22 protein-coding genes are annotated in these 23,550 nt (G+C 71.9%); 11 read left to right on the top strand and 11 right to left on the bottom strand.

Annotated features, from left to right (window positions below; genetic code table 11):
• Positions 1–74 precede the first annotated feature (74 nt).
• Positions 75–821: a hypothetical protein gene (locus Sfr03f_RS17340; RefSeq protein ID WP_108954773.1), complete on the top strand. Its 747-nt coding sequence runs from the start codon at positions 75–77 to the stop codon at positions 819–821.
• Here the strand turns inward: Sfr03f_RS17340 and Sfr03f_RS17335 are convergent.
• The 4 genes from Sfr03f_RS17335 to Sfr03f_RS17320 are packed head-to-tail and all read right to left on the bottom strand — an operon-like array spanning position 818 to position 6,248.
• On the bottom strand, positions 818–3,148 hold the full coding sequence (locus Sfr03f_RS17335) for a beta-xylosidase/alpha-l-arabinosidase (protein WP_108954772.1): 2,331 nt from the start codon (positions 3,146–3,148) through the stop codon (positions 818–820). The genes Sfr03f_RS17340 and Sfr03f_RS17335 overlap by 4 nt on opposite strands.
• Before the next feature lie 18 nt (positions 3,149–3,166).
• Positions 3,167–4,027 carry a carbohydrate ABC transporter permease gene (locus tag Sfr03f_RS17330; protein ID WP_108954771.1) on the bottom strand — a complete coding sequence of 287 codons (861 nt, stop codon included), beginning with the start codon at positions 4,025–4,027 and terminating at the stop codon, positions 3,167–3,169.
• Positions 4,028–4,032: 5 nt separating this feature from the next.
• A complete protein-coding gene (locus tag Sfr03f_RS17325) occupies positions 4,033–4,938 on the bottom strand; it encodes a carbohydrate ABC transporter permease (protein ID WP_245967602.1) in 906 nt (301 codons plus the stop codon).
• Positions 4,935–6,248, bottom strand: a complete 1,314-nt coding sequence (locus Sfr03f_RS17320; protein WP_108954770.1) for an ABC transporter substrate-binding protein — start codon at positions 6,246–6,248, stop codon at positions 4,935–4,937. Before Sfr03f_RS17320 ends, Sfr03f_RS17325 begins: the two co-directional genes overlap by 4 nt.
• A gap of 219 nt (positions 6,249–6,467) precedes the next feature.
• Here Sfr03f_RS17320 and Sfr03f_RS17315 point away from each other — a divergent pair, with 219 nt between their 5' ends.
• Together Sfr03f_RS17315 and Sfr03f_RS17310 are read left to right on the top strand one after the other, a co-directional pair.
• Positions 6,468–7,517, top strand: a complete 1,050-nt coding sequence (locus tag Sfr03f_RS17315; protein WP_108954769.1) for a LacI family DNA-binding transcriptional regulator — start codon at positions 6,468–6,470, stop codon at positions 7,515–7,517.
• 103 nt (positions 7,518–7,620) lie between these two features.
• Complete coding sequence (locus Sfr03f_RS17310) at positions 7,621–8,817, top strand: LCP family protein (RefSeq protein ID WP_435841928.1); 1,197 nt, start codon at positions 7,621–7,623, stop codon at positions 8,815–8,817.
• A 119-nt stretch (positions 8,818–8,936) separates the two neighbouring features.
• Here the strand turns inward: Sfr03f_RS17310 and Sfr03f_RS17305 are convergent, their stop codons facing one another.
• Complete coding sequence (locus Sfr03f_RS17305; RefSeq protein ID WP_108954767.1) at positions 8,937–10,139, bottom strand: class I SAM-dependent methyltransferase; 1,203 nt, start codon at positions 10,137–10,139, stop codon at positions 8,937–8,939.
• 280 nt (positions 10,140–10,419) lie between these two features.
• Here Sfr03f_RS17305 and groES point away from each other — a divergent pair, with 280 nt between their 5' ends.
• The 3 genes from groES (at position 10,420) to Sfr03f_RS17290 (ending at position 13,110) form a co-directional block, all read left to right on the top strand.
• Entirely contained in the window at positions 10,420–10,728 is a 309-nt protein-coding gene (gene groES, locus Sfr03f_RS17300) for a co-chaperone GroES (protein WP_031477499.1), read from the top strand.
• A gap of 197 nt (positions 10,729–10,925) precedes the next feature.
• Positions 10,926–12,554: a chaperonin GroEL gene (gene groL, locus Sfr03f_RS17295; protein WP_108954766.1), complete on the top strand. Its 1,629-nt coding sequence runs from the start codon at positions 10,926–10,928 to the stop codon at positions 12,552–12,554.
• A gap of 154 nt (positions 12,555–12,708) precedes the next feature.
• Entirely contained in the window at positions 12,709–13,110 is a 402-nt protein-coding gene (locus Sfr03f_RS17290) for a GNAT family N-acetyltransferase (protein ID WP_108954765.1), read from the top strand.
• Positions 13,111–13,206: 96 nt separating this feature from the next.
• Here Sfr03f_RS17290 and Sfr03f_RS17285 read toward each other — a convergent pair whose 3' ends face one another.
• From Sfr03f_RS17285 to Sfr03f_RS17275, 3 genes are all read right to left on the bottom strand, one after another.
• The gene (locus tag Sfr03f_RS17285; RefSeq protein ID WP_108955056.1) at positions 13,207–13,389 is read right to left on the bottom strand and encodes a DUF6243 family protein; all 183 of its coding nucleotides are present in this window, start codon (positions 13,387–13,389) and stop codon (positions 13,207–13,209) included.
• A 112-nt stretch (positions 13,390–13,501) separates the two neighbouring features.
• The gene (locus tag Sfr03f_RS17280) at positions 13,502–14,278 is read right to left on the bottom strand and encodes an SDR family NAD(P)-dependent oxidoreductase (protein ID WP_108954764.1); all 777 of its coding nucleotides are present in this window, start codon (positions 14,276–14,278) and stop codon (positions 13,502–13,504) included.
• A 62-nt stretch (positions 14,279–14,340) separates the two neighbouring features.
• A complete protein-coding gene (locus Sfr03f_RS17275) occupies positions 14,341–15,009 on the bottom strand; it encodes an MOSC domain-containing protein (RefSeq protein ID WP_108955055.1) in 669 nt (222 codons plus the stop codon).
• Positions 15,010–15,091: 82 nt separating this feature from the next.
• Between Sfr03f_RS17275 and Sfr03f_RS17270 the strand changes: the two genes are divergently transcribed.
• Positions 15,092–16,111, top strand: coding sequence for a LysR family transcriptional regulator (locus Sfr03f_RS17270; RefSeq protein WP_108955054.1), 1,020 nt, complete (start codon positions 15,092–15,094; stop codon positions 16,109–16,111).
• Positions 16,112–16,248: 137 nt separating this feature from the next.
• Here Sfr03f_RS17270 and Sfr03f_RS17265 read toward each other — a convergent pair whose 3' ends face one another.
• On the bottom strand, positions 16,249–16,617 hold the full coding sequence (locus Sfr03f_RS17265) for a WhiB family transcriptional regulator (protein ID WP_245967601.1): 369 nt from the start codon (positions 16,615–16,617) through the stop codon (positions 16,249–16,251).
• Between the two features lie 403 nt (positions 16,618–17,020).
• Here Sfr03f_RS17265 and Sfr03f_RS17260 point away from each other — a divergent pair, with 403 nt between their 5' ends.
• The 4 genes from Sfr03f_RS17260 to Sfr03f_RS17245 all read left to right on the top strand — a co-directional run bounded on the left by Sfr03f_RS17260 (position 17,021) and on the right by Sfr03f_RS17245 (position 21,472).
• On the top strand, positions 17,021–17,632 hold the full coding sequence (locus Sfr03f_RS17260) for a response regulator transcription factor (RefSeq protein ID WP_003948568.1): 612 nt from the start codon (positions 17,021–17,023) through the stop codon (positions 17,630–17,632).
• A gap of 295 nt (positions 17,633–17,927) precedes the next feature.
• Positions 17,928–18,503, top strand: coding sequence for a sigma-70 family RNA polymerase sigma factor (locus tag Sfr03f_RS17255; RefSeq protein ID WP_108954763.1), 576 nt, complete (start codon positions 17,928–17,930; stop codon positions 18,501–18,503).
• Between the two features lie 222 nt (positions 18,504–18,725).
• On the top strand, positions 18,726–20,231 hold the full coding sequence (gene guaB, locus Sfr03f_RS17250; RefSeq protein ID WP_108954762.1) for an IMP dehydrogenase: 1,506 nt from the start codon (positions 18,726–18,728) through the stop codon (positions 20,229–20,231).
• A 116-nt stretch (positions 20,232–20,347) separates the two neighbouring features.
• Positions 20,348–21,472 carry a GuaB3 family IMP dehydrogenase-related protein gene (locus Sfr03f_RS17245; protein ID WP_108954761.1) on the top strand — a complete coding sequence of 375 codons (1,125 nt, stop codon included), beginning with the start codon at positions 20,348–20,350 and terminating at the stop codon, positions 21,470–21,472.
• A 78-nt stretch (positions 21,473–21,550) separates the two neighbouring features.
• On the opposite strand, the gene Sfr03f_RS17240 is transcribed toward Sfr03f_RS17245, so the two are convergent.
• Both Sfr03f_RS17240 and Sfr03f_RS17235 read right to left on the bottom strand, forming a co-directional pair.
• Positions 21,551–22,174 (bottom strand): hypothetical protein, encoded by a 624-nt coding sequence (locus Sfr03f_RS17240; protein ID WP_108954760.1) that lies wholly within the window; start codon positions 22,172–22,174, stop codon positions 21,551–21,553.
• Between the two features lie 114 nt (positions 22,175–22,288).
• Positions 22,289–23,509: a nucleotide sugar dehydrogenase gene (locus Sfr03f_RS17235; RefSeq protein ID WP_108954759.1), complete on the bottom strand. Its 1,221-nt coding sequence runs from the start codon at positions 23,507–23,509 to the stop codon at positions 22,289–22,291.
• Positions 23,510–23,550 lie beyond the last annotated feature (41 nt).

Raw genomic sequence — 23,550 nt, 5'->3', positions numbered from 1 at the left:
GACCGACTCGACGAGACGCGGGAGACCAGATGACATCCGGGTGCAGAGGGCAACGGCGACGGAACCGCCGTGCCGTGTGGGTCACCGGCGGCCTGTCCGCCTCGCTCGCCGTGACCCTGACGTGGGGCGCGGCGGGAGCCGTGGCCGCGGAGCCGCAGCAGCAGGCCATGCGTCCTGGGCCGGCGGCGGCCGCGGGCCCCGGTGACCGGTGCGAGGAGGACGAGGGCGGCGGCTTCGGGGCCGGCCCCCTGTCGTCGTGGCTGTCGGTCTGGGGCCTCGGTGACAGGGACGTGCACGGCTGTGACGGCGAGTGGGACCGGTGCCGGGATCGGCCGCTGCCCGGTCCCGACGCGCTTCCGGGCGTCGGCCGCCCCGACGGCACGGACCGCCCCGACGACGCCGGCCGCTTCGACGGCGCCCGGCTGGACGAGGGGGCCCGGCCGGACGAGGGCGTCCGCCTCGCGGAGGCGGGGCGGAGCCGGGCCGTGAGTCCGCTGCCCACCGCGGAGACGGCCGGTACGCGCACGGGTACCGCCCCGCGCGGGATCACGCGGGGCGGTACCTGTGAAACCCGGGAGGGCGACATCGAGGTGACCGGCGAACTGGTGGACGTGCCGGCGGGCGGCAGCGCCACCAGCATCGCCACCTGCCCGTACGGCACGGCCGCCGTCGCAGGCGGCTGGTCGACCTCCGAGCAGGGCCTGGTGCCGGGCGTCTCCCAGCGGTTCGGCGAGGACAGCTGGCGCGTCGTCTTCGACAACCCGACCGACGAGGAGATCAGCGGCCTGGCGTTCGCCTACTGCGAGGCCCGCAGGGCCTAACCGGCCTTGGTGACCTCCGTCTCGCAGAGCAGCTCGCGCTCGTGCCCGACCACCCGGGTCTCACCGGTGAGGGTGAGCGGGAAGACGTGCCGCACGTCCGTCGAGGAGGCGGCGAGACGCAGCTCCAGCTTCCCGGGCTCGACCACGCGAACGTTGTCGCGCCCGGTGAACGAGGACAGGTCGGCGTGGAACCGGAAGGTCACCCGGCGGGCCTCGCCGGGGGCGAGCTCCAGGCGCTGGTAACCGACGAGCCGCACGTCCGGTCGGGTGACCGTGGCGACGGGGTCGTGCAGGTACAGCTGCACGACCTCGGCGCCGGACCGGTCGCCGGTGTTGCGGACGGTCGCCGACACTTCGTAGGTGCCGTCGGTGCCGATCTCCGCGCCCGAGGCCGGGGCCTCGAAGCCGTCCCACTCGAACGTGGTGTACGACAGGCCGTGGCCGAAGGGGTACAGCGGCGTCGGGTCCAGGTTGGTGATCTCGTTGGCCAGGCCCAGCGGCGGCTGGAGGTAGGTCCACGGCTGGCCGCCCGGGTCGCGCGGCACGCTGACGGGCAGACGGCCGGAGGGGGTCACCCGCCCGGAGAGCACGCCCGCCACGGCGGGGCCGCCCTCCTCGCCGGGGAAGAACCCCTGGACGATGCCGGCCAGCCGGTCCGCCCAGCGGCCCAGCGCGTACGGACGCCCGGTGAGCAGCACCGCCACCACCGGCTTGCCGGTCTCCAGCAGCGCGTCGAGCAGTTCGCCCTGGACGCCCGGCAGGGCCAGGTCGGCGGCGTCGCAGCCCTCGCCCGAGGTGCCGCGGCCGAAGAGGCCGGCACGGTCGCCCAGCACCGCCACGACCACGTCCGAGGACGAGGCCAGCGCGGAGGCCTCCGCGAACCCGGCGGTGTCCGCCTCGGAGGTGTCGCAGCCGAGGGCGAACTCCACCGTCGCGTCCGGGAACTCGCTGCGCACGGCCTCGAGCACCGTGGGAATCTCCACGCCGAGCGCGACGTCGGGGTGGTGCGGCAGCACGTGGGAGGGGAACGAGTAGCAGCCGAGCATCGCCATCGCGTCGTCGGCCCGCGGACCGACCACCGCGATGCGGCGGACGGCCGAGGGGCCGGACGGGCTCAGCGGGAGCGTGCCGCCGTCGTTGGCCAGCAGCACCACCGACTCCTCGGCGATCCGGCGGGCCAGCGCGCGGTTGGCGTCGGAGTCCAGCTGCAGGGCGCCCTTGGGCTCCGGCGACCAGTCCTCGTCGAGCAGGCCCAGCTCGCACTTCTGCAGCAGGACCCGGCGCGCCGCCCGGTCGATGAGGTCCTCGGAGACCCGGCCCGCGCGCACCTCCTCGATCAGCGGCTTGCCGTAGCAGCGCAGCGTCGGCAGCTCGACGTCGACGCCGGACTCCAGCGCCACCCTGGCCGCGTCGCCGAGGCCGTCGGCCACCCGCTGCAGGCTCTCCAGGAAGCCCACACCGAAGTAGTCGGCGACGACCGTGCCGTCGAAGCCCCACGTCTCGCGCAGCAGCTCGGTCAGCAGCCAGGGGTCGGAGTGCGAGGGAACGCCGTCGATCTCCGTGTAGGCGGCCATCACGGACCGCGCCCCGCCGTGCCGCAGGCCGTGCTCGAACGGCGGCAGCGTGACGTCGGCGAACTCGCGCACACCCGCGCGCACCGGCGCGTGGTTGCGGGCGCCCGCCGAGGAGGCGTAGCCGGCGAAGTGCTTCAGCGTGGCGACGATCCCGGCGGACTCCAGGCCCTTGACGTAGGAGGCGGCCACGGTGCCGACGAGGTACGGGTCCTCGCCGATCGTCTCCTCGACCCGGCCCCAGCGCAGGTCGCGGACGACGTCCAGCACCGGCGCGAGGCCCTGCTGGACGCCGGCGGCGACGAGGTCGGCGCCGATACGCCGGCCGAGCTCCTCGACCAGCTCCGGGTCGAAGGAGGCGCCCCAGGCGAGCGGCACCGGGTACGCGGTGGCGCCCCAGGCCGTGAACCCGGCCAGGCATTCCTCGTGGGCGACGGCGGGTATGCCGAACCGGTTGGCCGCCATGATCGTCCGCTGGGCGCGGGCGAGCGCGCGCGCACCCTCGTCGGGGTCGATCGGGGCGGTGCCGTAGGAACGGGTGATCTGGCCGAGGCCGTGGGCGATCACCTCGTCCCAGTTCCAGTCGGTGGCCATCTCGTGCTGGTGCGGGGCTACGCCGGCTTCCGCATCCGTCGAGGCGCCGACCCACACTCCGTAGAGCTGTGCGGTCTTCTCCTCCAGGGTCATCCGGGAGAGAAGATCCTCGACACGGGCTTCGGCGGGAAGTGCGGAATCACGCCAGGGGGCGGTCATGATGCTCCTGAGGGAAAGGTGTTACTTGCCGCCGACGCCCATCAACCCGCTCACCAGGGCCCGTCGGGCCACGAGGTAAACGACGAAGATCGGCACGCCGGAAAGGACGACGGAGGCCAGCAGCGCGGGGATGTTGACCCCGAACTGGCTGACGTAGTTGTAGAGGCCCAGGGTGAGGACGCGAGGCTCCTCGGACTGGGTGAAGATCAGCGCGAACAGGAAGTTGTTCCAGGCCTGCAGCGCGGAGTAGATGATCACCGTGCTGATGCCGCCCTTGGCGAGGGGGATCACCAGCTGGAAGAGCATCCGGGTCGGAGAGGCGCCGTCCAGGGCCATGGCCTCGTAGGACTCCTCCGAGATGTCGCGGAGGGTGCCGGTGAGGACCAGGACCGAGACCGGCATGGCGAACGCGGCGGTCGGGAGGATGATCGCCCAGAGGCTGTCGTAGATGTCCAGCTTGGTGATCAGCAGGAACAGCGGCACCACCACGGCCTGGGCCGGGATGGCCACGCCGAGGAGGAACAGCCGGAAGGCGCCGCCCGCCCAGAAGCCGCGGTTGCGGACCGCGACGTAGGACAGCGGCACCGAGAGGCACACCACGATGACGACCACACCGATCGCGGTCAGCGTCGTGTTCCACAGGTAGTGGGAGAAGCCGGAGTCGAGGACCAGGCCGTAGTTGTCCAGCGTCGGGTTCTTCGGAGGCGTCAGGGCGTTGCGCCCGATCGCCTCCTCCGGGCCGGCCAGCGAGGTGGTGATCATCGCGTAGAGCGGGATCAGCACGATCAGCAGCCAGACGAAGGACGCCAGGCCCGCGATCGGGTTGGAGCGCTTCGTCCAGTGGCGGCGGGACGGGGTGCGGTCGTTGCTGCGGTGGGACATGGGGGTCACATCCCTTCCCGCACGCTGTTCATCTTGCCGAAGCCCGTGACCCGGACCAGCAGCAGCGACAGGCCGGTGGCGGCGATCACCAGGAAGGTGGCGACGGCGCTCGCGTAGCCGTAGTCGTAGGAACGGAATCCGGCTTCGTACATGAGGTAGGGCAGGATCTTCGTGTCGGTGCCGGGGCCGCCCTGGGTGAGGATCAGGACGGTCTCGAAGTAGGTCAGGGAGCCCACCACCATCAGCACGCCGGACATCGCCATCGTGTGGCGCAGCTGGGGCAGCGTGATGGAGAAGAACTGGCGCAGGCCGGTCGCTCCGTCGATCGCCGCGGCCTGGTAGAGGACCTCGGGTATCTGACGGGCGCCGCCCTGGTAGATCAGGGTGTGGAACGGTATGAACTGCCAGGCGCCGACGAAGACGATCGCCAGGAAGGCGCCCGAGGTGGTGCCGAGGGTGTCGCCCGTGACGACGCCGTAGTTCGGGTCGAGCAGGGCGAAGAACAGCAGCGCGATCGCCGTGGAGGACAGCAGGAACGGCACGAAGAAGATCGCCGAGAGCACCGCGCGGTTGCGCTGCTTGCCCGCCGCCCACACTCCGAGGAGCAGGGAGATCACGGTCTGGAAGGCCCAGCTGACCACCGTGAGCAGCACGGTGACGAGCAGGGAGTGCATCAACTGTGGATCGGTGAACAGGTTCTTCCAGTTCTCCAGGCCGACGAAGCCGGGATCACCGAGGCCGTTCCAGTCGGTGAGCGACAGGTAGACGGCCAGCGCCATCGGAACGACGGCGAAGAACGTGAAGAACAAGACGCCGGGCAGCGCCCAGGACGCGTGCGGGCGACCCACATGGGTGGCCCGCACGTCGCCCTTGGGCGCTGCGGCGGCGGACTTGGTGACCGGATAGGTCACTTGAGCCCCTTCAGTGCGGTGACGAACTCCTTGGGCGAGGACTGGCCCAGGAAGAGCTTGTCGATTTCGGTGAGCATCGGCGTCTGCCATTCCGGCTTGACGGCCTGGTCCCAGCTGAGGGTGAACGCCGGGGCGTCCTGGACCAGTTCGTACTGGAACTTGGCGAACTCCGGGTTGGGGGAGGCGTCGAGCAGCGCGCCCGCGTCGGCCGTGGTGGGGATGTCGCCGTTGGCGACCAGCGCCTTGGCGTACTCCTCCGACGCACAGGTCTTGAGAAACGCGATCGCCGCTTCCCGGTTCTTGGTGCGGGCGCTGAGCGACCAGTAGTTGGTCGGGTTGCCCACGACGTTCTTGATGTCGCCCTGGCCGCCGTTGTACGCGGGGAAGGCGACCCAGCCCAGGTCCTTCTCGGCGAACTTCTTGAACTTGCCGAGCTGGGTGGAGTACTCCCACGAGCCCATCAGGTGCATGCCCGCCTTGCCCTGCGCGAGCAGGGCGGAGGCGCCGCCGTTGTTGTACTGGACGGAGCTGAAGCCCTTGCCGAAGGCGCCGCCGTCGACCAGCTTCTTGATCTCCTCGGCCGCGCGCAGCACCGCCGGGTCGCCCCAGGCGGCGGCGTCGCCGTTCTGGATCTTGCGGAAGACCTCGGGGCCGCCGATGCGGTCCACCAGGTACTCCACCCACATGAGCTCGGTCCACTTGTCCGCGCCGCCGAGGGCGAACGGCTGGATGCCGCTGGCCTTCAGCTTCTTGTTGGTCTCGAGGAGCTGGTCCCAGGAGGTGGGGGCCTGGAGGCCGTTCTGCGCGAAGACCTTCTTGTTGAAGAACAGCAGGACGGGCTGCATGCCGCGCATCGGGATGCCGTACGGGCGGCCGTCGAGGGCCCCGGACTGGATGATCGACGGCAGGAAGCCGTTCTTCAGCTCCGGAGTCGACTCGATGATGTCGTGCAGGTCGATGAGCTGGTTCTCGTCGACGTACGCCTTGATCGAGCCGCCGCCCCAGTTGAAGAACAGGTCCGGCGCGCTGGGCGAGCCCATGGCGGTGCGCAGCTTGGCGGGGTAGTCACTGCCCGGTATGCGCTGCAGCTTGATCGTCCCGCCGGTCTTCTTGGCGGCCGGGGAGGTGTTGAAGCGCTGGATCGCTTCTTCCTGGATCCTGGCGGCATCGTCGCCCCAGACGAAGGCGGTGAGCGGCCCGCCCTTCCCGTCCTCGCCGCTGTCGTCGCCGGAGCCGCACGCGGTGAGGCCGGCGGTGAGCAGAGTGGCGCCGCTGACGCCGAGGAACCAACGCCTGCTGAGGTGCTCCATGGACAAGTACTCCTCGGGGGAAGCGGTCTTCGTTGACCGCACATCTACGTTTTCAGGGCGACTTGAGGGGGATGCCCTTTATGTGACTCACAGCACCGAGGTGTGGGGGCGCTTGGGGGGCTTCCTCCGAAGCTTTCGATCGTTGCCGCGAATGTTTTGGGAACCTAAGCGCGTCAGAGGGGTTCGTCAAGACCCTGGGCAGATATACGATCCCGAACCATGACCTCACCGGAATCCGCCGAAACCCCTTCCGTGCCCCGGCAGGGGCGCACAGCGACGCTTGCCGAGATCGCGCGGGCGGCGGGTGTGTCCGCGCCAACAGTTTCGAAAGTTCTCAACGGCAGGGCCGACGTGGCCCCGGCCACCCGCTCGAGGGTCGAACGCCTGCTGCGCAGCCACGGCTACCGCAGGCGTCGCGCGGACGCCTCCCGGTCCCCGCTGATCGAACTCGTCTTCCACGAGCTGGAGAGCGCCTGGGCCATGGAGGTCATCCGCGGCGTCGAGCGGGCCGCGCGCCGGGCGGGTCTCAGCGTGGTGCTCTCCGAGAGCGCGGGACGCCATACGCCGGGCGGCAGTTGGGCCGACCAGGTGGCCGCGCGGCGGCCGCACGGCGTGATCCTGGTCCTGTCCGGGCTCGACGAGGGTCAGCGCACCCTGCTGACCAGCAGGTCGATCCCGTTCGTGGTGATGGACCCGGCCGGCGACCCCGGGGCGGAGGTCCCCTCGGTGGGCGCCACCAACTGGCAGGGCGGTCTCTCCGCCACCCGCCACCTGGTGGAGCTCGGCCACACCCGCATCGGGGCCATCAGCGGCCCCACCCGGATGATGTGCGCCCGCGCCCGCGTGGACGGCTACCGGGCCGCCCTGGAGACCGCGGGGCTGGCGGTGGATCCCGGTCTGATCCTGGACGGCGACTTCCACCACGAGGCGGGCTACCGGCTCGGGCTGGACCTGCTGCGGCGCGACAACCGGCCCACGGCCGTCTTCGCCGGCAACGACCTGCAGGCACTGGGCCTCTACGAGGCGGCCCGCGAACTGGGCCTGCGCATCCCCGACGACCTGAGCGTGGTGGGCTTCGACGACCTGCCGGTGGCCCGCTGGGTGGGCCCGCCGCTGACCACCGTCCGGCAGCCGCTGACCGAGATGGCCGAGGCGGCGACCCGGATGGTCCTCGAACTGGGACGCGAGGAGAAGCCGACCGCGGGAGCGCGCATGGAGCTGGCGACGAGTCTGGTGGTGCGCAGCAGCACCGCCCCACCGGCCGCCTGACGGACCGGAGGCCACCGTTCGCCTTCGAAACATTCGAGCGCGTTTCGGCGGCCCTCGTGGACGTGGATTCCGTCCTGGGCGGGTTCGGACTTATGTTCTGCCCGTGAGTGAGAACGAGGGGAACGGGGAGCGTGGCCGGGGGGCCGCCGTCCGGGCGCCGCACAGGCGCTGGACCAGGGCCGTGGGGTACACGCTCGGGGGAGTGCTGGTGCTCGGCGCCGTGGGGGGCGGCTGGGTCTACCACCAGCTGAACGGCAACATCCGCAGCGTCGATCTCGACGCCGCGCTGGGGGACGAGCGGCCGCACGCGCCGGTCGGCATGCCGGTGGGGTCCGGCGGGCCGTCGGGGTCCGGCGGAGCCGGCGAGGGGACGGGCGGTGAGGCGCTCAACATCCTGGTGCTGGGCACCGATTCGCGCGACGGCCGGGAGAACCGCCGTCTGGGCGGCGGGCCTGCGGGCGGCGCCCGCTCGGACACCGCGATGGTGGTGCACCTGGACGAGGGGCGGGCCTCGGCGACGGTGGTCTCCGTGCCGCGCGACACCCTGGTGACCCGCCCGGCCTGTCCGCTGCCGGACGGCGGCACCTCGGCCGTCGCGCACGGCGTGATGTTCAACAGCGCCTACGCGGTGGGCGGTCCGGTCTGCGCGGTCAAGACGGTGGAGGCCATGTCCGGCGTGCCGGTGGACCACTACCTGGAGATCGACTTCGCAGGCTTCGCGGACCTGGTGGACGCGCTGGGCGGGGTGACGGTGGAGCTGGAGCAGCCCATCGACGACGACAAGAGCCACCTCGACGTCGAGGCCGGGGTGCACCGCCTCTACGGGGAGGAGGACGCGTTGGCCCTGGCCCGCACCCGCCACGGCATCGGCGACGGCAGTGACCTCGGGCGCATAGGGCTGCAGCAGAAGCTGGTGAGGGCGCTGCTGGAGCAGGTCGCCGAGGCGGACCTGCTGACCGACCCGGTGCGGCTCTACCAGGTGGCCGACGCGGCGACCTCCGGGCTCACCGCGGACACCGGACTGGACTCGCTGAGCGAACTGGCCGCCTTCGCCCGCACGTTGCGCGACCTCACCCCGGAGGCCGTCACCACGGTGACCCTGCCGGTGGTCCCCGCCCCCGCCGACCGCAACCGGCTGGTCCCGGACGAACCGGAGGCGGGTGACCTGTGGGCCTCCCTGCTCCCCGGCGCGGAGCCGCTGCCGGAGGCTGTTCCGGAGGTGCCGCCGGTCTCGTCGACCGCGACGCCTGCCTCGTCGTCGCCCCCGCTGCCGCGCTCCCGTGACGTTCCGGCGCAGTGACGTTTCCTCATGGTCCGGCCGTCAGGCCGGGGGCGGCGGTCAGGACAGGGGGCGAAGGTCCACACGTGCACGGCGGTGATCCCCTGCGCGGGACCGCCCTCGGGTGGCCGCGGCCGGTCTCAGCGCGGCAGCGGGTGCCCCAGGAGCATCGCCGGGGCGCCCGCGACCCGGGTCAGGAAGACCGTCACCGCGTTCCGCCCCTGCGGCTTGGGGAGCGCCTTGCGGCGCAGTTCCTCCGGCTCGACCGCCGACCCCCGCTTCTTCACGGTGAGCGTGCCGACCTGTCGCTCCCGCAGCAGCGCCTTCAGCCTCTTGACGTTGAACGGCAGCGTGTCGGTGATCTCGTACCCGGTGGCGTAGGCGGTCGGCCGGGGCTCGTCGGCGGTGACGAAGGCGATGGTCCCGTCGATCAGCCCGCCGCCGACCTCCTCGGCGACCTCGGCGACCAGGTGGGCGCGGATCACCGCGCCGTCCGGCTCGTACAGGTACCGGCCGACCGGGCGGACCTCCGGGTCGGGCAGCCCCCGGCCGAGCAGCCGCCGCGGGCCGGGCAGCAGCGTGGCGCACACCGCGCCGGGGCGAGCCGCCTCGCCGAACCAGAGGACGGCCTCCTTGACGTCACCGCCGTCGGAGATCCATTCCGCCTCGGCGTCCTCGGGCACCGCCTCGTGCGGGATGCCGGGGGCCACCTTCAGCGCGGCCGCCCGGGAGGCGCCGCGGGCGGCCGCGACCGCCCAGGACAGCGGCGGGGAGTAGGCCTCCGGGTCGAAGATCCGTCCGCGGCCGCCGCGGCGCGCCGGGTCCACGAAGACGGCGTCGTACGGGGTGGTGTCGACCTCGGTGACGTCGGCCTCCCGCACCTCGATCAGGTCGGCCAGGCCCAGCGCCTCGGCGTTGGCCCGGGCGACGGCCGCGGTCAGCGGGTCGCGGTCGACGGCCAGGACGTGGACGCCGGCCCGCGCCAGCGCGACGGCGTCGCCGCCGATCCCGCAGCACAGGTCGGCGACGGAGCGGACGCCGAGCCCGGCGAACCGTGCGGCGCGGTGGGCGGCCACGGACGCGCGGGTGGACTGCTCGACGCCGTTCGGGGTGAAGAACATCCGCCCGGCGTCGTCGGCGCCGAACTTGGCCGCCGCACGGTTGCGCAGCCGGGCCTGGGCCAGCGCGGCGGACACCAGCCCGGGGGAGTGGTCCCGCCGCAGCCGGGTGGCCGCGGCCAGTTCCTCACCGGGCGTCACGTCCCGCACCTCGTCCAGCAGGGCGCGGCCCTCGGCGGTCAGCAGCGCCGCGAACGCGGCCGTCGGATCAGCGGTGTCACTCACCGCCCCATTGTCCCTGCCCGTGTCCGCCGGGCGGTCCCGCCCCGGGCGCTTGGACGAGCCTGTCCGGTGCCGGGCGAGGGCGCCGGTTCGCGCAACCCGCCGATAAATTGGCACTCCGCTTGACCGAGTGCTAACCCCGGTCATAGTCTCAGCCTTGGCACTCGCCCCAGGTGAGTGCCAACAACGCGACGGGCAGGTCCGGCACCCGCGACGACGGATCGACCTGGTCGCCACCTCAGACAGTTAACCCCGTGAGATCTCCGAAGGGGGAGGTCGGATCGTGACGACCGCCAGCTCCAAGGTTGCCATCAAGCCGCTCGAGGACCGCATCGTGGTCCAGCCGCTGGACGCCGAGCAGACCACGGCCTCTGGCCTGGTCATTCCGGACACCGCCAAGGAGAAGCCCCAGGAGGGCGTCATCCTGGCCGTGGGCCCGGGCCGCTTCGAGAACGGCGAGCGCCTGCCGCTCGACGTCAAGGTCGGCGACATCGTGCTCTACAGCAAGTACGGCGGCACCGAGGTGAAGTACAACGGCGAGGAGTACCTCGTCCTCTCGTCCCGCGACGTCCTCGCGGTCATCGAGAAGTAATTCACCCCGCTTCGCCGAAGCCTGCTCAACAGCTGCTCGCTTCCGCCGAAGCCCGCTTCTCCAAGAAGCATCGAGCTGCGCCCCGGACTCCCGCGCCATAAGCCGGGCGCCGGGGCGCAGTTCGCTTTTTCAAGACTTCGTATTGCTCCGACAGACGGCGATACACCGCATTCTCCCGAGAGGGCTGAACCGCTCCCATGGCGAAGATCCTGAAGTTCGACGAGGACGCCCGTCGCGCCCTCGAGCGCGGCGTCAACAAGCTGGCCGACACGGTCAAGGTGACGATCGGTCCGAAGGGCCGCAACGTCGTCATCGACAAGAAGTTCGGCGCCCCGACCATCACCAACGACGGCGTCACCATCGCCCGCGAGGTGGAGATCGAGGACCCGTACGAGAACCTCGGCGCCCAGCTGGTGAAGGAGGTCGCGACCAAGACCAACGACATCGCCGGTGACGGTACGACCACCGCGACCGTGCTCGCCCAGGCCCTGGTCCGCGAGGGCCTGCGCAACGTCGCCGCCGGCGCCTCCCCGGCCGCCCTGAAGAAGGGCATCGACGCCGCGGTGAAGGCCGTGTCCGAGGACCTCCTCGCGACCGCCCGCCCGATCGAGGAGAAGTCCGACATCGCCGCCGTCGCCGCGCTGTCCGCCCAGGACAAGCAGGTCGGCGAGCTCATCGCCGAGGCGATGGACAAGGTCGGCAAGGACGGTGTCATCACCGTCGAGGAGTCCAACACCTTCGGTCTGGAGCTGGACTTCACCGAGGGCATGGCCTTCGACAAGGGCTACCTGTCCCCGTACTTCGTGACGGACCAGGAGCGCATGGAGGCCGTCCTCGAGGACCCGTACATCCTCATCAACCAGGGCAAGATCTCCTCCATCCAGGACCTCCTGCCGCTGCTCGAGAAGATCATCCAGTCGAACGCCTCGCGTCCGCTGCTGATCATCGCCGAGGACGTCGAGGGCGAGGCCCTGTCGACCCTGGTCGTCAACAAGATCCGCGGCACGTTCAACGCCGTCGCGGTCAAGGCCCCGGGCTTCGGCGACCGCCGCAAGGCGATGCTGCAGGACATGGCCGTCCTCACGGGCGCCCAGGTCATCGCCGAGGAGGTCGGCCTCAAGCTCGACCAGGTCGGCCTCGAGGTGCTCGGCTCCGCCCGCCGCGTGACCGTCACCAAGGACGACACCACCGTCGTCGACGGCGCCGGCTCCTCCGAGGACGTCCAGGGCCGCGTCGCCCAGATCAAGGCCGAGATCGAGTCCACGGACTCCGACTGGGACCGCGAGAAGCTCCAGGAGCGCCTCGCCAAGCTGGCCGGCGGCGTGTGCGTGATCAAGGTCGGCGCCGCCACCGAGGTGGAGCTGAAGGAGAAGAAGCACCGTCTGGAGGACGCCATCTCCGCGACCCGCGCCGCGGTCGAGGAGGGCATCGTCTCCGGTGGTGGCTCCGCGCTGGTCCACGCCGCCAAGGTCCTCGAGGGCAACCTCGACAAGGACGGCGACGAGGCCACCGGTGTCTCCGTGGTCCGCCGCGCGGTCGTCGAGCCGCTGCGCTGGATCGCCGAGAACGCGGGCCTCGAGGGCTACGTGATCGTCTCCAAGGTCCAGGAGATGGACAAGGGCCAGGGCTACAACGCCGCCACCGGCGAGTACGGCGACCTGGTGAAGTCCGGCGTCATCGACCCGGTCAAGGTCACCCGCTCCGCCCTGGAGAACGCCGCCTCCATCGCCTCCCTCCTGCTCACGACCGAGACCCTGGTCGTCGAGAAGAAGGAAGAGGAGGAGGCCCCGGCGGGTCACGGCCACAGCCACGGCCACTCCCACTGAGCCACCCCGCTCTCCCAGCGAGGCCCGGCCTCCCGCTCCCCGCGGGACGCCGGGCCTCGGCGCGTTGCCCCGACGGGACCAGGTGACGCGGTCCGACCCCGAGGCCGGCCGAAGTCGGAGGTGGCAGCCGCGGCCGGGCGCCTACCCTCCCCGCATGACGATCACGTACGAGTGGCGCGGTGAGGTCGGGGAGACGGAACTGGAGGCGCTGCACGCTGCTGCGTTCGGCCGTCCGCCGGGGGAGGGCGGATGGACGGAGCAGTTGCGGCGGCACAGCCTCGGCTGGGTCTGCGCCCGCGACGACGGGACCCTGGTGGGGTTCGTCAACGTCGCCTGGGACGGCGGCACGCACGCGTTCCTGCTGGACACGGTCGTGGCCCCGGACCGCCAGGGCGAGGGCATCGGCACCGCCCTGGTCCGCCGGGCGGCCGACGAGGCCAGGGCCGCGGGGTGCGGGTGGCTCCACGTCGACTTCGAGGAGCCGCTGCGGACGTTCTACTTCGACGCCTGCGGCTTCAGGCCGACAGCGGCGGGACTGCTCGCCCTGACGTCCTGAGGGCGGGCCCTGAAGCACCGTGCGCACGGTGCGCGGGAAAACGCGTGGGGCCGCCTCCTTCTCACGGAAGGAGGCGGCCCCACGCGTTTCAGCACGTCACTGCTGGGCGCTCTGCCCCGCCTGTGCGCGCTCGCGCATCCTGCGCAGCAGTTCACGCTTCTGCTCGGCGGCCGTCTGCCGGCTGTTCGAGCTCGCGGTGACGGAGGCCTGCTGGTCGGTACGGGACAGCTTCTTGCGCTGTCCGCCGACGCCGAGCATGTCGTTGCGTCGGTTGGCCATGGGGATCCCCATCGGTGAGTGGTGGGCTGGAGCACGGCTGGGTCATGACGCCCACCGGAATCGGAGCTGCCCGGCTGCCCGTAGCCTAACCGGCGCAGCCGCTGGGCCGCCCTCAGCGACCGGGGCCGTACTTGCGGCCGGCCGTGGAGGAGACGCCGCCGAGCAGGTTGCGCGGGACCAGCTTGGTCAGGCCGAGCAGGGCCTTGTAGCGCGGGTCCGGGATGGAGACGGTCCTGCCGCGGGCGAAGTCGTCGAGGGCCGCGGTGACGACCTTGTCGGCGTCCAGCCACATCCAGTTCGGGATGTTGTCGGTGCCCATGCCGGCCCGCTCGTGGAACTCGGTGCGCACGAAGCCCGGGCACAGCGCCGTCAGCCGGACGCCGTCGGCGGCCACGTCGCGGGCCGCGCCCTGGGTGAACTGGACGACCCACGCCTTGGACGCGCCGTAGGTGCCGCGCGGGACGAAGGCCGCGACCGAGGCCACGTTGATCACACCGCCCCGCCCGCGCTCGCGCATCCCCTCGACCGCCGCGGTGGTCAGCCGCAGCACGGCCTCGCAGTGGACCTTGAGCATCCTCAGCTCGTCGGCGACCGGAACCTCCAGGTAGCGGCCCTTGTTGCCGAAGCCCGCGTTGTTGACCAGGAGGTCCACCGGGTGGTGCCGGTCACCGAGGCGCGTCGCCACCGCCTCGATGCCCTCGTCGGTGGCGAGGTCCGCGGTGAGCACCTCGGCCTCGATGCCGTGCCGGTCGTGCAGTTCGGTCGCCTGCTTGCGCAGCCGCTCGGTGTCCCTGGCCACCAGCACCAGGTTGTGCCCCCGGGCCGCCAGCCGTCGTGCGAAGGCGGCCCCGAGGCCGGCCGTCGAACCTGTGATCAGAGCCGTAGTCATGGGGTCAGGTTAAGCAGGTGGTGACGCGTGGGGGAGGTGGGGCGGCCGGCGGGAAACGCGCGTCAGGAGGACTGCCGGGCGGAGTACTTGCGGACGACCGCGCGCTCCTCCTCGGGAAGGTCCTCGCCCGCCTCCAGGAGGCGGGGCAGCAGGGCCCGTTCCAGGGTCATCGCGCGGAAGCACAGGGCGATCGTCACCTCGTGGTCCGGGCGGCGGACGATCTCCACGGCGTCGCCGGCCCGGATCTCGCCGGGGGCGACCACCCGGAGGTAGGCGCCGGGCGCCCCCTTCGCGGTGAAGCGCTTCACCCACTGCGGCTCGCCCATGTGGCCCTGGAAGGTGTTGCAGGGAATGCGGGGCGAGGTGACCTGGAGGACGACGTCCGGCCCCACGCGCCACTGCTCGCCGACGCGCGCGCCGGAGACGTCGAGGCCGGAGACGGTGAGGTTCTCGCCGAAGACCCCGTTGCGCAGCGGGCGGCCGAGTTCGCGCTCCCACTCGTCCAGGTCCTCGCGGGCGAAGGCGTAGACCGCCTGGTCGTCGCCGCCGTGATGCCGCAGTTCGCAGATGGCGTCGCCGGTCAGGCCGCTCGCCCCGGTGCCCTTGGGGCCGGGGGCGGAGATCCGGACGGGGCCGTCGGCCGGCCGCTTGTCGATGCCGGTGAGGCCGTCGCGCTGGCTGGTGTAGGTGACGGCGGAGGCGGAGCCGAGATTGATCGAGAGGACCTTCATGAGCGGCACGGTAGCGCCGCTCCGCCCAAAGCGGGAGGAAGTTTTTCCTGTAGCGCTCCAAGGCTGACTTATGCTCGGAAGGGTGATCGAAGCTCGTCATCTCCGTGTCCTGCGCGCCGTCGCCACCACCGGGTCCTTCTCCGCCGCGGCTCGGGAGCTGGGCTGCACCCAGCCGGCCGTGAGCCAGCAGATGAAGGCGCTGGAGTCCTCGGCGGGCACCCCGCTGATCGTCCGTGCCGGGCGGGGCATGCGCCTCACCCAGGCGGGCGAGGCGCTGGTGCGCCACGCTGCGGGCATCCTCGCGGGCCTGACCGCCGCGGAGGAGGAGGTCGCCGCCATCGCCGGGCTGCGGGCCGGGCGGGTACGGCTGGTGTCGTTCCCCAGCGGAAGCTCCACCCTGGTGCCGACGGCGCTGGCCGCGCTGCGGGCCGAGCACCCCGGCACCCAGGTCTCGCTGGAGGAGGCGGAGCCGCCGCGTTCGGTGGAGATGCTCCGCGCCGGGGACTGCGACGTGGCGCTGGCCTTCCGGTACGGCCGCGCGGGCGACTCCACGGAAACCGCGTCGGCATCGGGAACGGCGACGGGAACGGCGACAGGTCCGGGGACGGAAACGGTTCGCGGGACGGCGACGGGTCCGGGGACCGGGGCGAGGCAGCGACCGGAGTCGGAGGAGTGGGACGACCTGGTGGTGCGGCCGTTGCTCAGCGACCGCCTGGTGGGTCTGGTGCCCGAGGGGCACCGGCTGGCGTCCGCCGAGTCCGTGGGCATCGGCGAACTGGCCGGGGAGCCGTGGATCGCGGGGTGCCCCCGGTGCCGGGGGCAGCTGGTGGAGGTGTGCGCCCAGGCGGGCTTCACGCCGCGCATCGACTTCGCGACGGACGACTACCCGGCGGTGGTCGGGCTGGTCGGCGCCGGGCTCGGGGTGGCCGTGCTGCCCCGGCTGGCGGTGGAGGCGGTGCGCGGGCGGGGCGTGCGTGAGGTCCGCGTCGAACCGGCGGTGCGGCGCGAGGTCGTCGCCCTCACCCTCGCCGACCTGGAGCACGTCCCCGCCGTGGCGGCCACCCTCCGGCAGCTCGAGCGCGCGGCGGCCGCCCGGAGCTGAGCCCCCGGGCTGCGGGGAACGACGCCGCGGAACGGGAACCGGAACCGCTGAACCGCACCGCGCCGAGCCGTGCCGCGACGCGTCGCGCCGAGTCGCGTCGAAGAAACGTTTCACCTGTGACCGGCGACCGCGGCCGGCTAGTCGACCCCCTCCTCCTCGCCGTCGTGCCCCGCCCCATGGCCGCCGCGCCCCGCGTGCCCGCCGCGGTCCGGCACCGGCACCAGGCGGTGGCGTGCCCGCCCCATCAGCTCCTCGCGTTCGTCCTCCGTGAGGCCGCCCCACACCCCGTAGGGCTCGCGCACCGCCAGGGCGTGCGCCGCGCACTCGGCCCGCACCGGACACCTCATGCACACCTCCTTGGCCGAGTTCTCACGGGCGCTGCGCGCCGCGCCGCGTTCCCCTTCGGGGTGGAAGAAGAGCGAGCTGTCGACCCCGCGGCAGGCGGCGTGGAGCTGCCAGTCCCACAGGTCCGCGTTAGGACCGGGAAGGCGGGAGAAATCGGCCATGACGTGTCCCCTTGGTGCTGGTTGCCGGTTCGGCGACCGCGTACCCGCGATCAATGGAGATCTACGAACGATCTAAGGAGATGAAAATATGACTCATTGCGAATCTAGTCACAGACACCAGCAAAACGGAAGAAATGGGACCAATCGGGTCAGATGGTCTGGGGAAAACTTGTGTGCAAGCTGTGTGTGACCGAGAGGTGATGACCCCCTCACGTAGAGTGCTGAAGTCGGCCTTTCTCCCCGTAACTCTTTCGAGTGACCGTCGTTGAGAGGGCGAGGCGGTCGACGGAACAAGCGCTCGGGTGGATGATCCGAGAGGCCCGCGAAGGATCGACCGCACAGGTGACGATTTCGTACCAGCCTGGAGGCTCAAGGTGACGCGCATCAGCTGCGGAGGGCGGTCATGACTTCCGTCCTCGTCTGTGACGACTCCCCGCTTGCCCGAGAGGCGCTCCGCCGCGCGGTCGCGACCGTGCCCGGCGTCGAGCGCGTGACGACGGCGGCCAACGGCGAGGAAGTCCTCCGCCGCTGGGGTGCCGACCGCTCGGACCTCATCCTCATGGACGTCCGCATGCCCGGCCTGGGCGGTGTCGAGACGGTCCGCCGCCTCCTCTCCGCCGACCCCGGGGCCCGCATCATCATGCTGACCGTCGCCGAGGACCTGGACGGCGTGGCGCTCGCCGTCGCCGCCGGCGCCCGCGGCTACCTGCACAAGGACGCCTCCCGGGCCGAACTGCGCGCCACGGTGACGCAGGCCCTGGCCGACCCGACCTGGCGGCTGGCCCCGCGTCGGCTGCGTTCCGCCGAGATGGGCGCGGCGCCCACGCTCACGGCGCGCGAGATCCAGGTCCTCGAGGGCATGAGCCACGGCCGCTCCAACGCCGAGATCGGCCGCGAGCTGTTCCTCTCCGAGGACACGGTCAAGACCCACGCCCGCCGGCTGTTCAAGAAGCTCGGCGCCTCGGACCGGGCGCACGCCGTGGCACTCGGCTTCCGGTGGGGTCTGGTCCGGTAGGACCCGGCCAGGTGGGTCGCCTCGATGACTGCGTCAGGGCGGGGTGCCGGGGATCTCTCCGGCGGACCCCGCCTGCCGCACCTGTGACGGAGACGGCAGAAGCTCCTGACAGGTGCCCGATGCTCGTTTCGCCGCGGATGCCGCATCCTTGAGATGTGGAGTTCTCGGGGACGAGTCGGTCGAGCGGAAGGGGAGGGCGCAGGGGATGAGTGCCGGCGCACCTGCTCATAACGCTTCGGTGCACAACCAGAGCCGTGGCGGACCCGCCTCGCGCGCTCCGGTGCACCATGGAGCGATGCGCGACGACGAGACGACGGTGATCGGTGCTCTCGTCCATCGTGCCGTCGACGGGGACGAACAGGCGACGCACGACCTGCTGGCCCGGGTGCACCCGCTGGCCCTGCGCTACTGCCGCACCAGGCTGTCCCGGCTTCCCGGCGACGCCCGCCACTTCGTGGAGGACCTGGCGCAGGAGGTCTGCGTCGCGGTGCTGCTGGCGCTGCCGCGCTACCGGGACACCGGCCGGCCCTTCGAGGCCTTCGTCTGCGCCATCGCCGCCCACAAGGTCGCCGACCTGCAGCGGGCCGCGATGCGTCACCCCGGGTCCACGGCGGTGCCGTCCGACGAGATGCCCGAGCGGCCCGACGACTCGCTCGGCCCCGAGGAGCGCGCGCTGCTCAGCAGCGACGCCGAATGGGCCAAGAAACTGCTGGCCAACCTCCCGGAGAACCAGCGCGAACTGCTGCTGCTGCGCATCGCCGTCGGCCTGACGGCGGAGGAAACCGGCCAGATGTTGGGAATGTCACCCGGCGCCGTCCGGGTCGCCCAGCACCGTGCGCTGAGCCGTCTGCGGGCGCTCGCCGAGCAGTGACGGTCACCGCGCGCGACGGCCGGACCGGCGTTTTCCGGCCAAAGGGCGGATCCCGCCCGGCGTGGCGCGACTCGCCGCGCACACACCCGCTGCCCGCTCACCGCCGGTAACCGAACGCGGGACCGTCCTGTCACCCGTCGCGTCCTCGAACGGTGGAATGCCGGGGCGCCGGATCCCGTTAGCATGGACATCCGCACCGATCAAGGCCATGGGGAAGGTGTCATGACTGCAAACGTCGACGGAGTGCCCGCCAAATTCGCGACGCTCGGGCTGACCTACGACGACGTGTTGCTGCTACCGGGAGCGTCGGACGTCCTCCCCAACGCGGTCGACACCTCCACCCGGATCTCCCGGAACATCAAGGTGAACATCCCGCTGCTGTCCGCGGCGATGGACAAGGTCACCGAGTCCCGGATGGCCATCGCGATGGCCCGCCAGGGCGGCGTGGGCGTGCTGCACCGCAACCTGTCGATCGAGGACCAGGTCAACCAGGTCGACCTCGTGAAGCGCTCCGAGTCCGGCATGGTGACCGACCCGATCACCGTGCACCCGGAGGCCACCCTCGCCGAGGCCGACGCGCTGTGCGCCAAGTTCCGCATCAGCGGCGTCCCGGTCACCGACCCGGCGGGCCGGCTGCTCGGCATCGTGACCAACCGCGACATGGCGTTCGAGTCCGACCGCACCCGCAAGGTGCACGAGGTCATGACGCCGATGCCGCTGGTCACCGGCACGGTCGGCATCTCCGGCAGCGACGCCATCGACCTGCTGCGCCGCCACAAGATCGAGAAGCTTCCCCTGGTCGACGGCGAAGGCGTCCTCAAGGGCCTGATCACGGTCAAGGACTTCGTCAAGGCCGAGCAGTACCCCAACGCCGCCAAGGACGCCGAGGGCCGCCTGCTCGTCGGCGCCGCCGTGGGCGCGAGCCCCGAGGCGCTGGAGCGCGCCCAGGCGCTGGCCGCCGCGGGCGTCGACTTCCTGATCGTGGACACCTCCCACGGTCACAACAGCAACGCCCTGAGCTGGATGGCCAAGATCAAGTCCGCGGTGGGTGTGGACGTGATCGGCGGCAACGTCGCCACCCGTGACGGCGCGCAGGCGATCATCGACGCCGGCGCCGACGGCGTGAAGGTGGGTGTGGGCCCCGGCTCCATCTGCACCACCCGCGTGGTCGCCGGCATCGGCGTCCCGCAGGTCAGCGCCATCTACGAGGCCTCCCTCGCCGCCCGCGCGGCCGGCGTCCCGGTGATCGGCGACGGCGGCCTGCAGTACTCCGGCGACATCGGCAAGGCCCTGGCCGCCGGCGCGGACAGCGTGATGCTGGGCAGCCTGCTGGCCGGCTGCGAGGAGTCCCCCGGCGAGCTGCAGTTCATCAACGGCAAGCAGTTCAAGTCCTACCGCGGCATGGGCTCGCTCGGCGCGATGCAGTCCCGCGGCCAGGGCAAGTCCTACTCCAAGGACCGCTACTTCCAGGCCGAGGTCAGCTCCGACGAGAAGCTCGTCCCCGAGGGCATCGAGGGTCAGGTGCCCTACCGCGGCCCGCTCTCCAACGTGCTGCACCAGCTCGTGGGCGGCCTGCGCCAGACCATGGGCTACGTCGGCGCGGCGACCATCGAGGAGATGGAGTCCAAGGGCCGGTTCGTCCGGATCACCTCGGCCGGCCTCAAGGAGAGCCACCCGCACGACATCCAGATGACGGTCGAGGCGCCGAACTACAGCGGCCAGATCTGACCCGCAGTACCTGAACAGTTCCCAGAGGGCGGCCCCGCCGGGTGCGGGTGCCGCCCTCTTCGTGGGCGTCGGCGATACTGGATGACGCCTGACAAGCAGAGGGAAAGGCCACAGACGTGACTGAGATCGAGATCGGGCGCGGCAAGCGCGGCCGCCGGGCGTACGCCTTCGACGACATCGCCGTCGTCCCGAGCCGCCGTACGCGGGACCCGCAGGAGGTCTCGATCGCCTGGCAGATCGACGCCTACCGCTTCGAGCTGCCCTTCCTGGCCGCGCCGATGGACTCGGTCGTCTCCCCGGCCACCGCCATCCGCATCGGCGAGATGGGCGGCCTCGGCGTCCTCAACCTCGAGGGCCTGTGGACCCGCTACGAGGACCCGCAGCCGCTGCTCGACGAGATCGCCGAGCTGCCCGCCGAGGCGGCCACCCGCCGCCTGCAGGAGGTCTACGCCGCCCCGATCAAGGAAGAGCTGATCGGGCAGCGCATCAAGGAGGTGCGCGACGCCGGTGTGGTGACCGCCGCGGCGCTCTCCCCGCAGCGCACCGCCGAGTTCTCCAAGACGGTCGTGGACGCCGGCGTGGACATCTTCGTGATCCGCGGCACCACGGTGTCCGCCGAGCACGTGTCCTCCTCGCACGAGCCGCTCAACCTGAAGCAGTTCATCTACGAGCTCGACGTGCCGGTGATCGTCGGCGGCTGCGCCACCTACACGGCCGCGCTGCACCTGATGCGCACCGGCGCGGCGGGCGTCCTGGTCGGCTTCGGCGGCGGCGCCGCGCACACCACGCGCAACGTGCTGGGCATCCAGGTGCCGATGGCCACCGCGGTCGCCGACGTGGCGGCGGCGCGCCGGGACTACATGGACGAGTCCGGCGGCCGGTACGTGCACGTGATCGCGGACGGCGGCGTGGGCTGGTCCGGCGACCTGCCGAAGGCGATCGCCTGCGGCGCGGACTCCGTCATGATCGGCTCCCCGCTGGCGCGTGCCACCGACGCGCCCGGCCGTGGCCACCACTGGGGCATGGAGGCAGTCAACGCCGAGCTGCCGCGCGGCAAGAAGGTCGCCCTGGGCACCGTGGGCACGCTGGAGGAGATCCTCACCGGTCCCTCGCACTCGCCGGACGGGTCGATGAACTTCTTCGGCGCGCTGAAGCGGGCCATGGCCACGACGGGCTACAGCGAGCTCAAGGAGTTCCAGCGCGTCGAGGTGACGGTCGCGGACTCCCAGCACCGCCGCTGACGACGGCACGCGTCACGCACGAGGGCCCGCCACCGGTCGACACCGGTGGCGGGCCCTCGTGCGGTGGGGCCGGGAGGCTCAGTCCTGGCCGACCTTCTTGGCGACGCTGAACGCCGCGAAGCCGCCGAAGGCGATGAACGCGATGGTCAGCAGGTCGAGCTCCTCGCTCCAGACCTGCTGGATGATGTCGAAGTGCCCGGTCAGCACCTCGAAGAAGTTGGCGCCGAGCAGCGTCGTCTGGTCCGCGGCGCTGACGGAGTAGCCGATCAGCTGGCCGAGGTACACGGCGCCGAGCGAGACGATCGCGCCGATGATCGCGGTCACCGGGTTGCCGCCGGCGACCTTGCCGCTGACCAGGCCGACCAGCGCGCCGACGCCGACGGCGGCGTAGCCGACCTCCACCTCGGCCTTGCCCATGATCAGCCCGTAGATCACCGCGGCCACCAGGCCGGTGACCAGGGCGGCCACGGCGCCCAGCGCCAGCTTGCCGCCGGAGGGCAGCGCGGGAATCGCGGGCGAGGTGTAGGCCGGCGCCCCCGGGCCGCCGCCGGGGTGACCCGGGTAGGCCTGCGGAGCTCCCTCGGGCGCACCGTAGGGAGCGCCCTGCGGCGGACCCTGCGGAGCGCCCTGCGGCGGGACGCCCGGGGCGGCGGCGTACGGGTTGTTCTGGGCCGGCTGCTGCGGCGGAGTTGGCTGCGTCATGACATTCCCCCGTGGATACGAGCGGGTGTGCGAGGACTCGGCACAGTAGCAGTGGAGCCGCGTCGCCTTCGAGGGATTCCGGCCACCGGTCGCCCGTCCGTCCCGCACCCGCCGTCAGAGCCGGTGGGCCGCCCCGGTCGGCGTCGCCCCTCTGGTGTCCAGCAGCAGCTGGGCCTTCACCGAGAGACTCTGCAGGTCGTAGGCCCGGTGCTGCTGGAGGAGGATGGTCAGGTCCGCGTTGGCCGCGGCCTCGAGGACCGAGTCGGCGCGGGGCACGGACCGGTCGCGAACGCGCCACTCGCCGACGTAGGGGTCGTGGAAGGCGACCTGCGCGCCCAGCTCGCCCAGCTGCACGGCGATCTCCTCGGCGGGGGAGCGCCGCACGTCGTCGAGGTCGGGCTTGTAGGTGACCCCCAGGAGCAGGATCCGCGCGCCGCGGGCGGACTTGCCGTGCTCGTTGAGCAGGGCGGCGGCCCGGCGGGCGACGTACCGGGGCATGTCGGCGTTGACCCGCCGGGCGAGGTCCACCATGCGCAGGGCGGGCCCGGCCTGGCCCGGGGCGGGTGCGGTCAGGTCCCTGGGGAGGCCGTGACCGCCGACGCCGGGGCCGGGCCGGAAGGCGTGGAAGCCGAAGGGCTTGGTCTCGGCGCAGCGGATCACGTCCCAGAGGTCGACGCCCAGGTCGTGGCAGAGCGCCGCCATCTCGTTGACCAGGGCGATGTTGACGTGCCGGAAGTTGGTCTCGAGCAGCTGCACCGTCTCGGCCTCGCGCAGGCCGCGGGCGCGCACCACCCGGTCGGTGATCCGGGAGTAGAAGGCGATGGCGGACTCGGTGCAGGCGGGGGTGAGGCCGCCGACCACGGTCGGGGTGTTGGCCGGTGTCCAGGTGCGGCTGCCGGGGTCCACGCGGCTGGGGGAGTAGGCGAGGTGGAAGTCCCGGCCTGCCGTCAGGCCGGAACCCTCCTCCAGCAGGTGGCGCAGCAGGCCCTCGGTGGTCCCCGGGTGGACCGGCGACTCCAGGATCACGGTGGTGTACGGGCGCAGCCGGGCGGCCAGGGTGCGGGCGGCGGTGGTGAGTCCGGTGAGGTCGAGTCCGCCGTCGGCGGCCCCGGTGACGGGGGCGCAGATGACGGCGGTGCGGACCTTGCCCAGTTCGTCGGGGCTGGTGGTGGGGCGGAAGCCGCGGGCCAGCATGCGGCGGAGTTCGGCGGCGGTCAGGGAACCGGAGTCCGGTCCGAAGCGGTAGCCGAGGGTACGGACACCGGCGGCGACGGCGGCCTGGGCCAGCGGCAGGCCGAGCGGTCCGAGTCCGATGACGGCGAGATCTGCGGGCATGGGGTGGGCCGTCCTTCCCGATAGCCGGAGGGGGACAGGTG

It is taken from the genome of Streptomyces fragilis (assembly GCF_003112515.1).
Taxonomy (GTDB): domain Bacteria; phylum Actinomycetota; class Actinomycetes; order Streptomycetales; family Streptomycetaceae; genus Streptomyces; species Streptomyces fragilis.
Note: the sequence above shows the minus strand (reverse complement) of the source record. Positions and strands in the feature narration are given on the sequence as shown.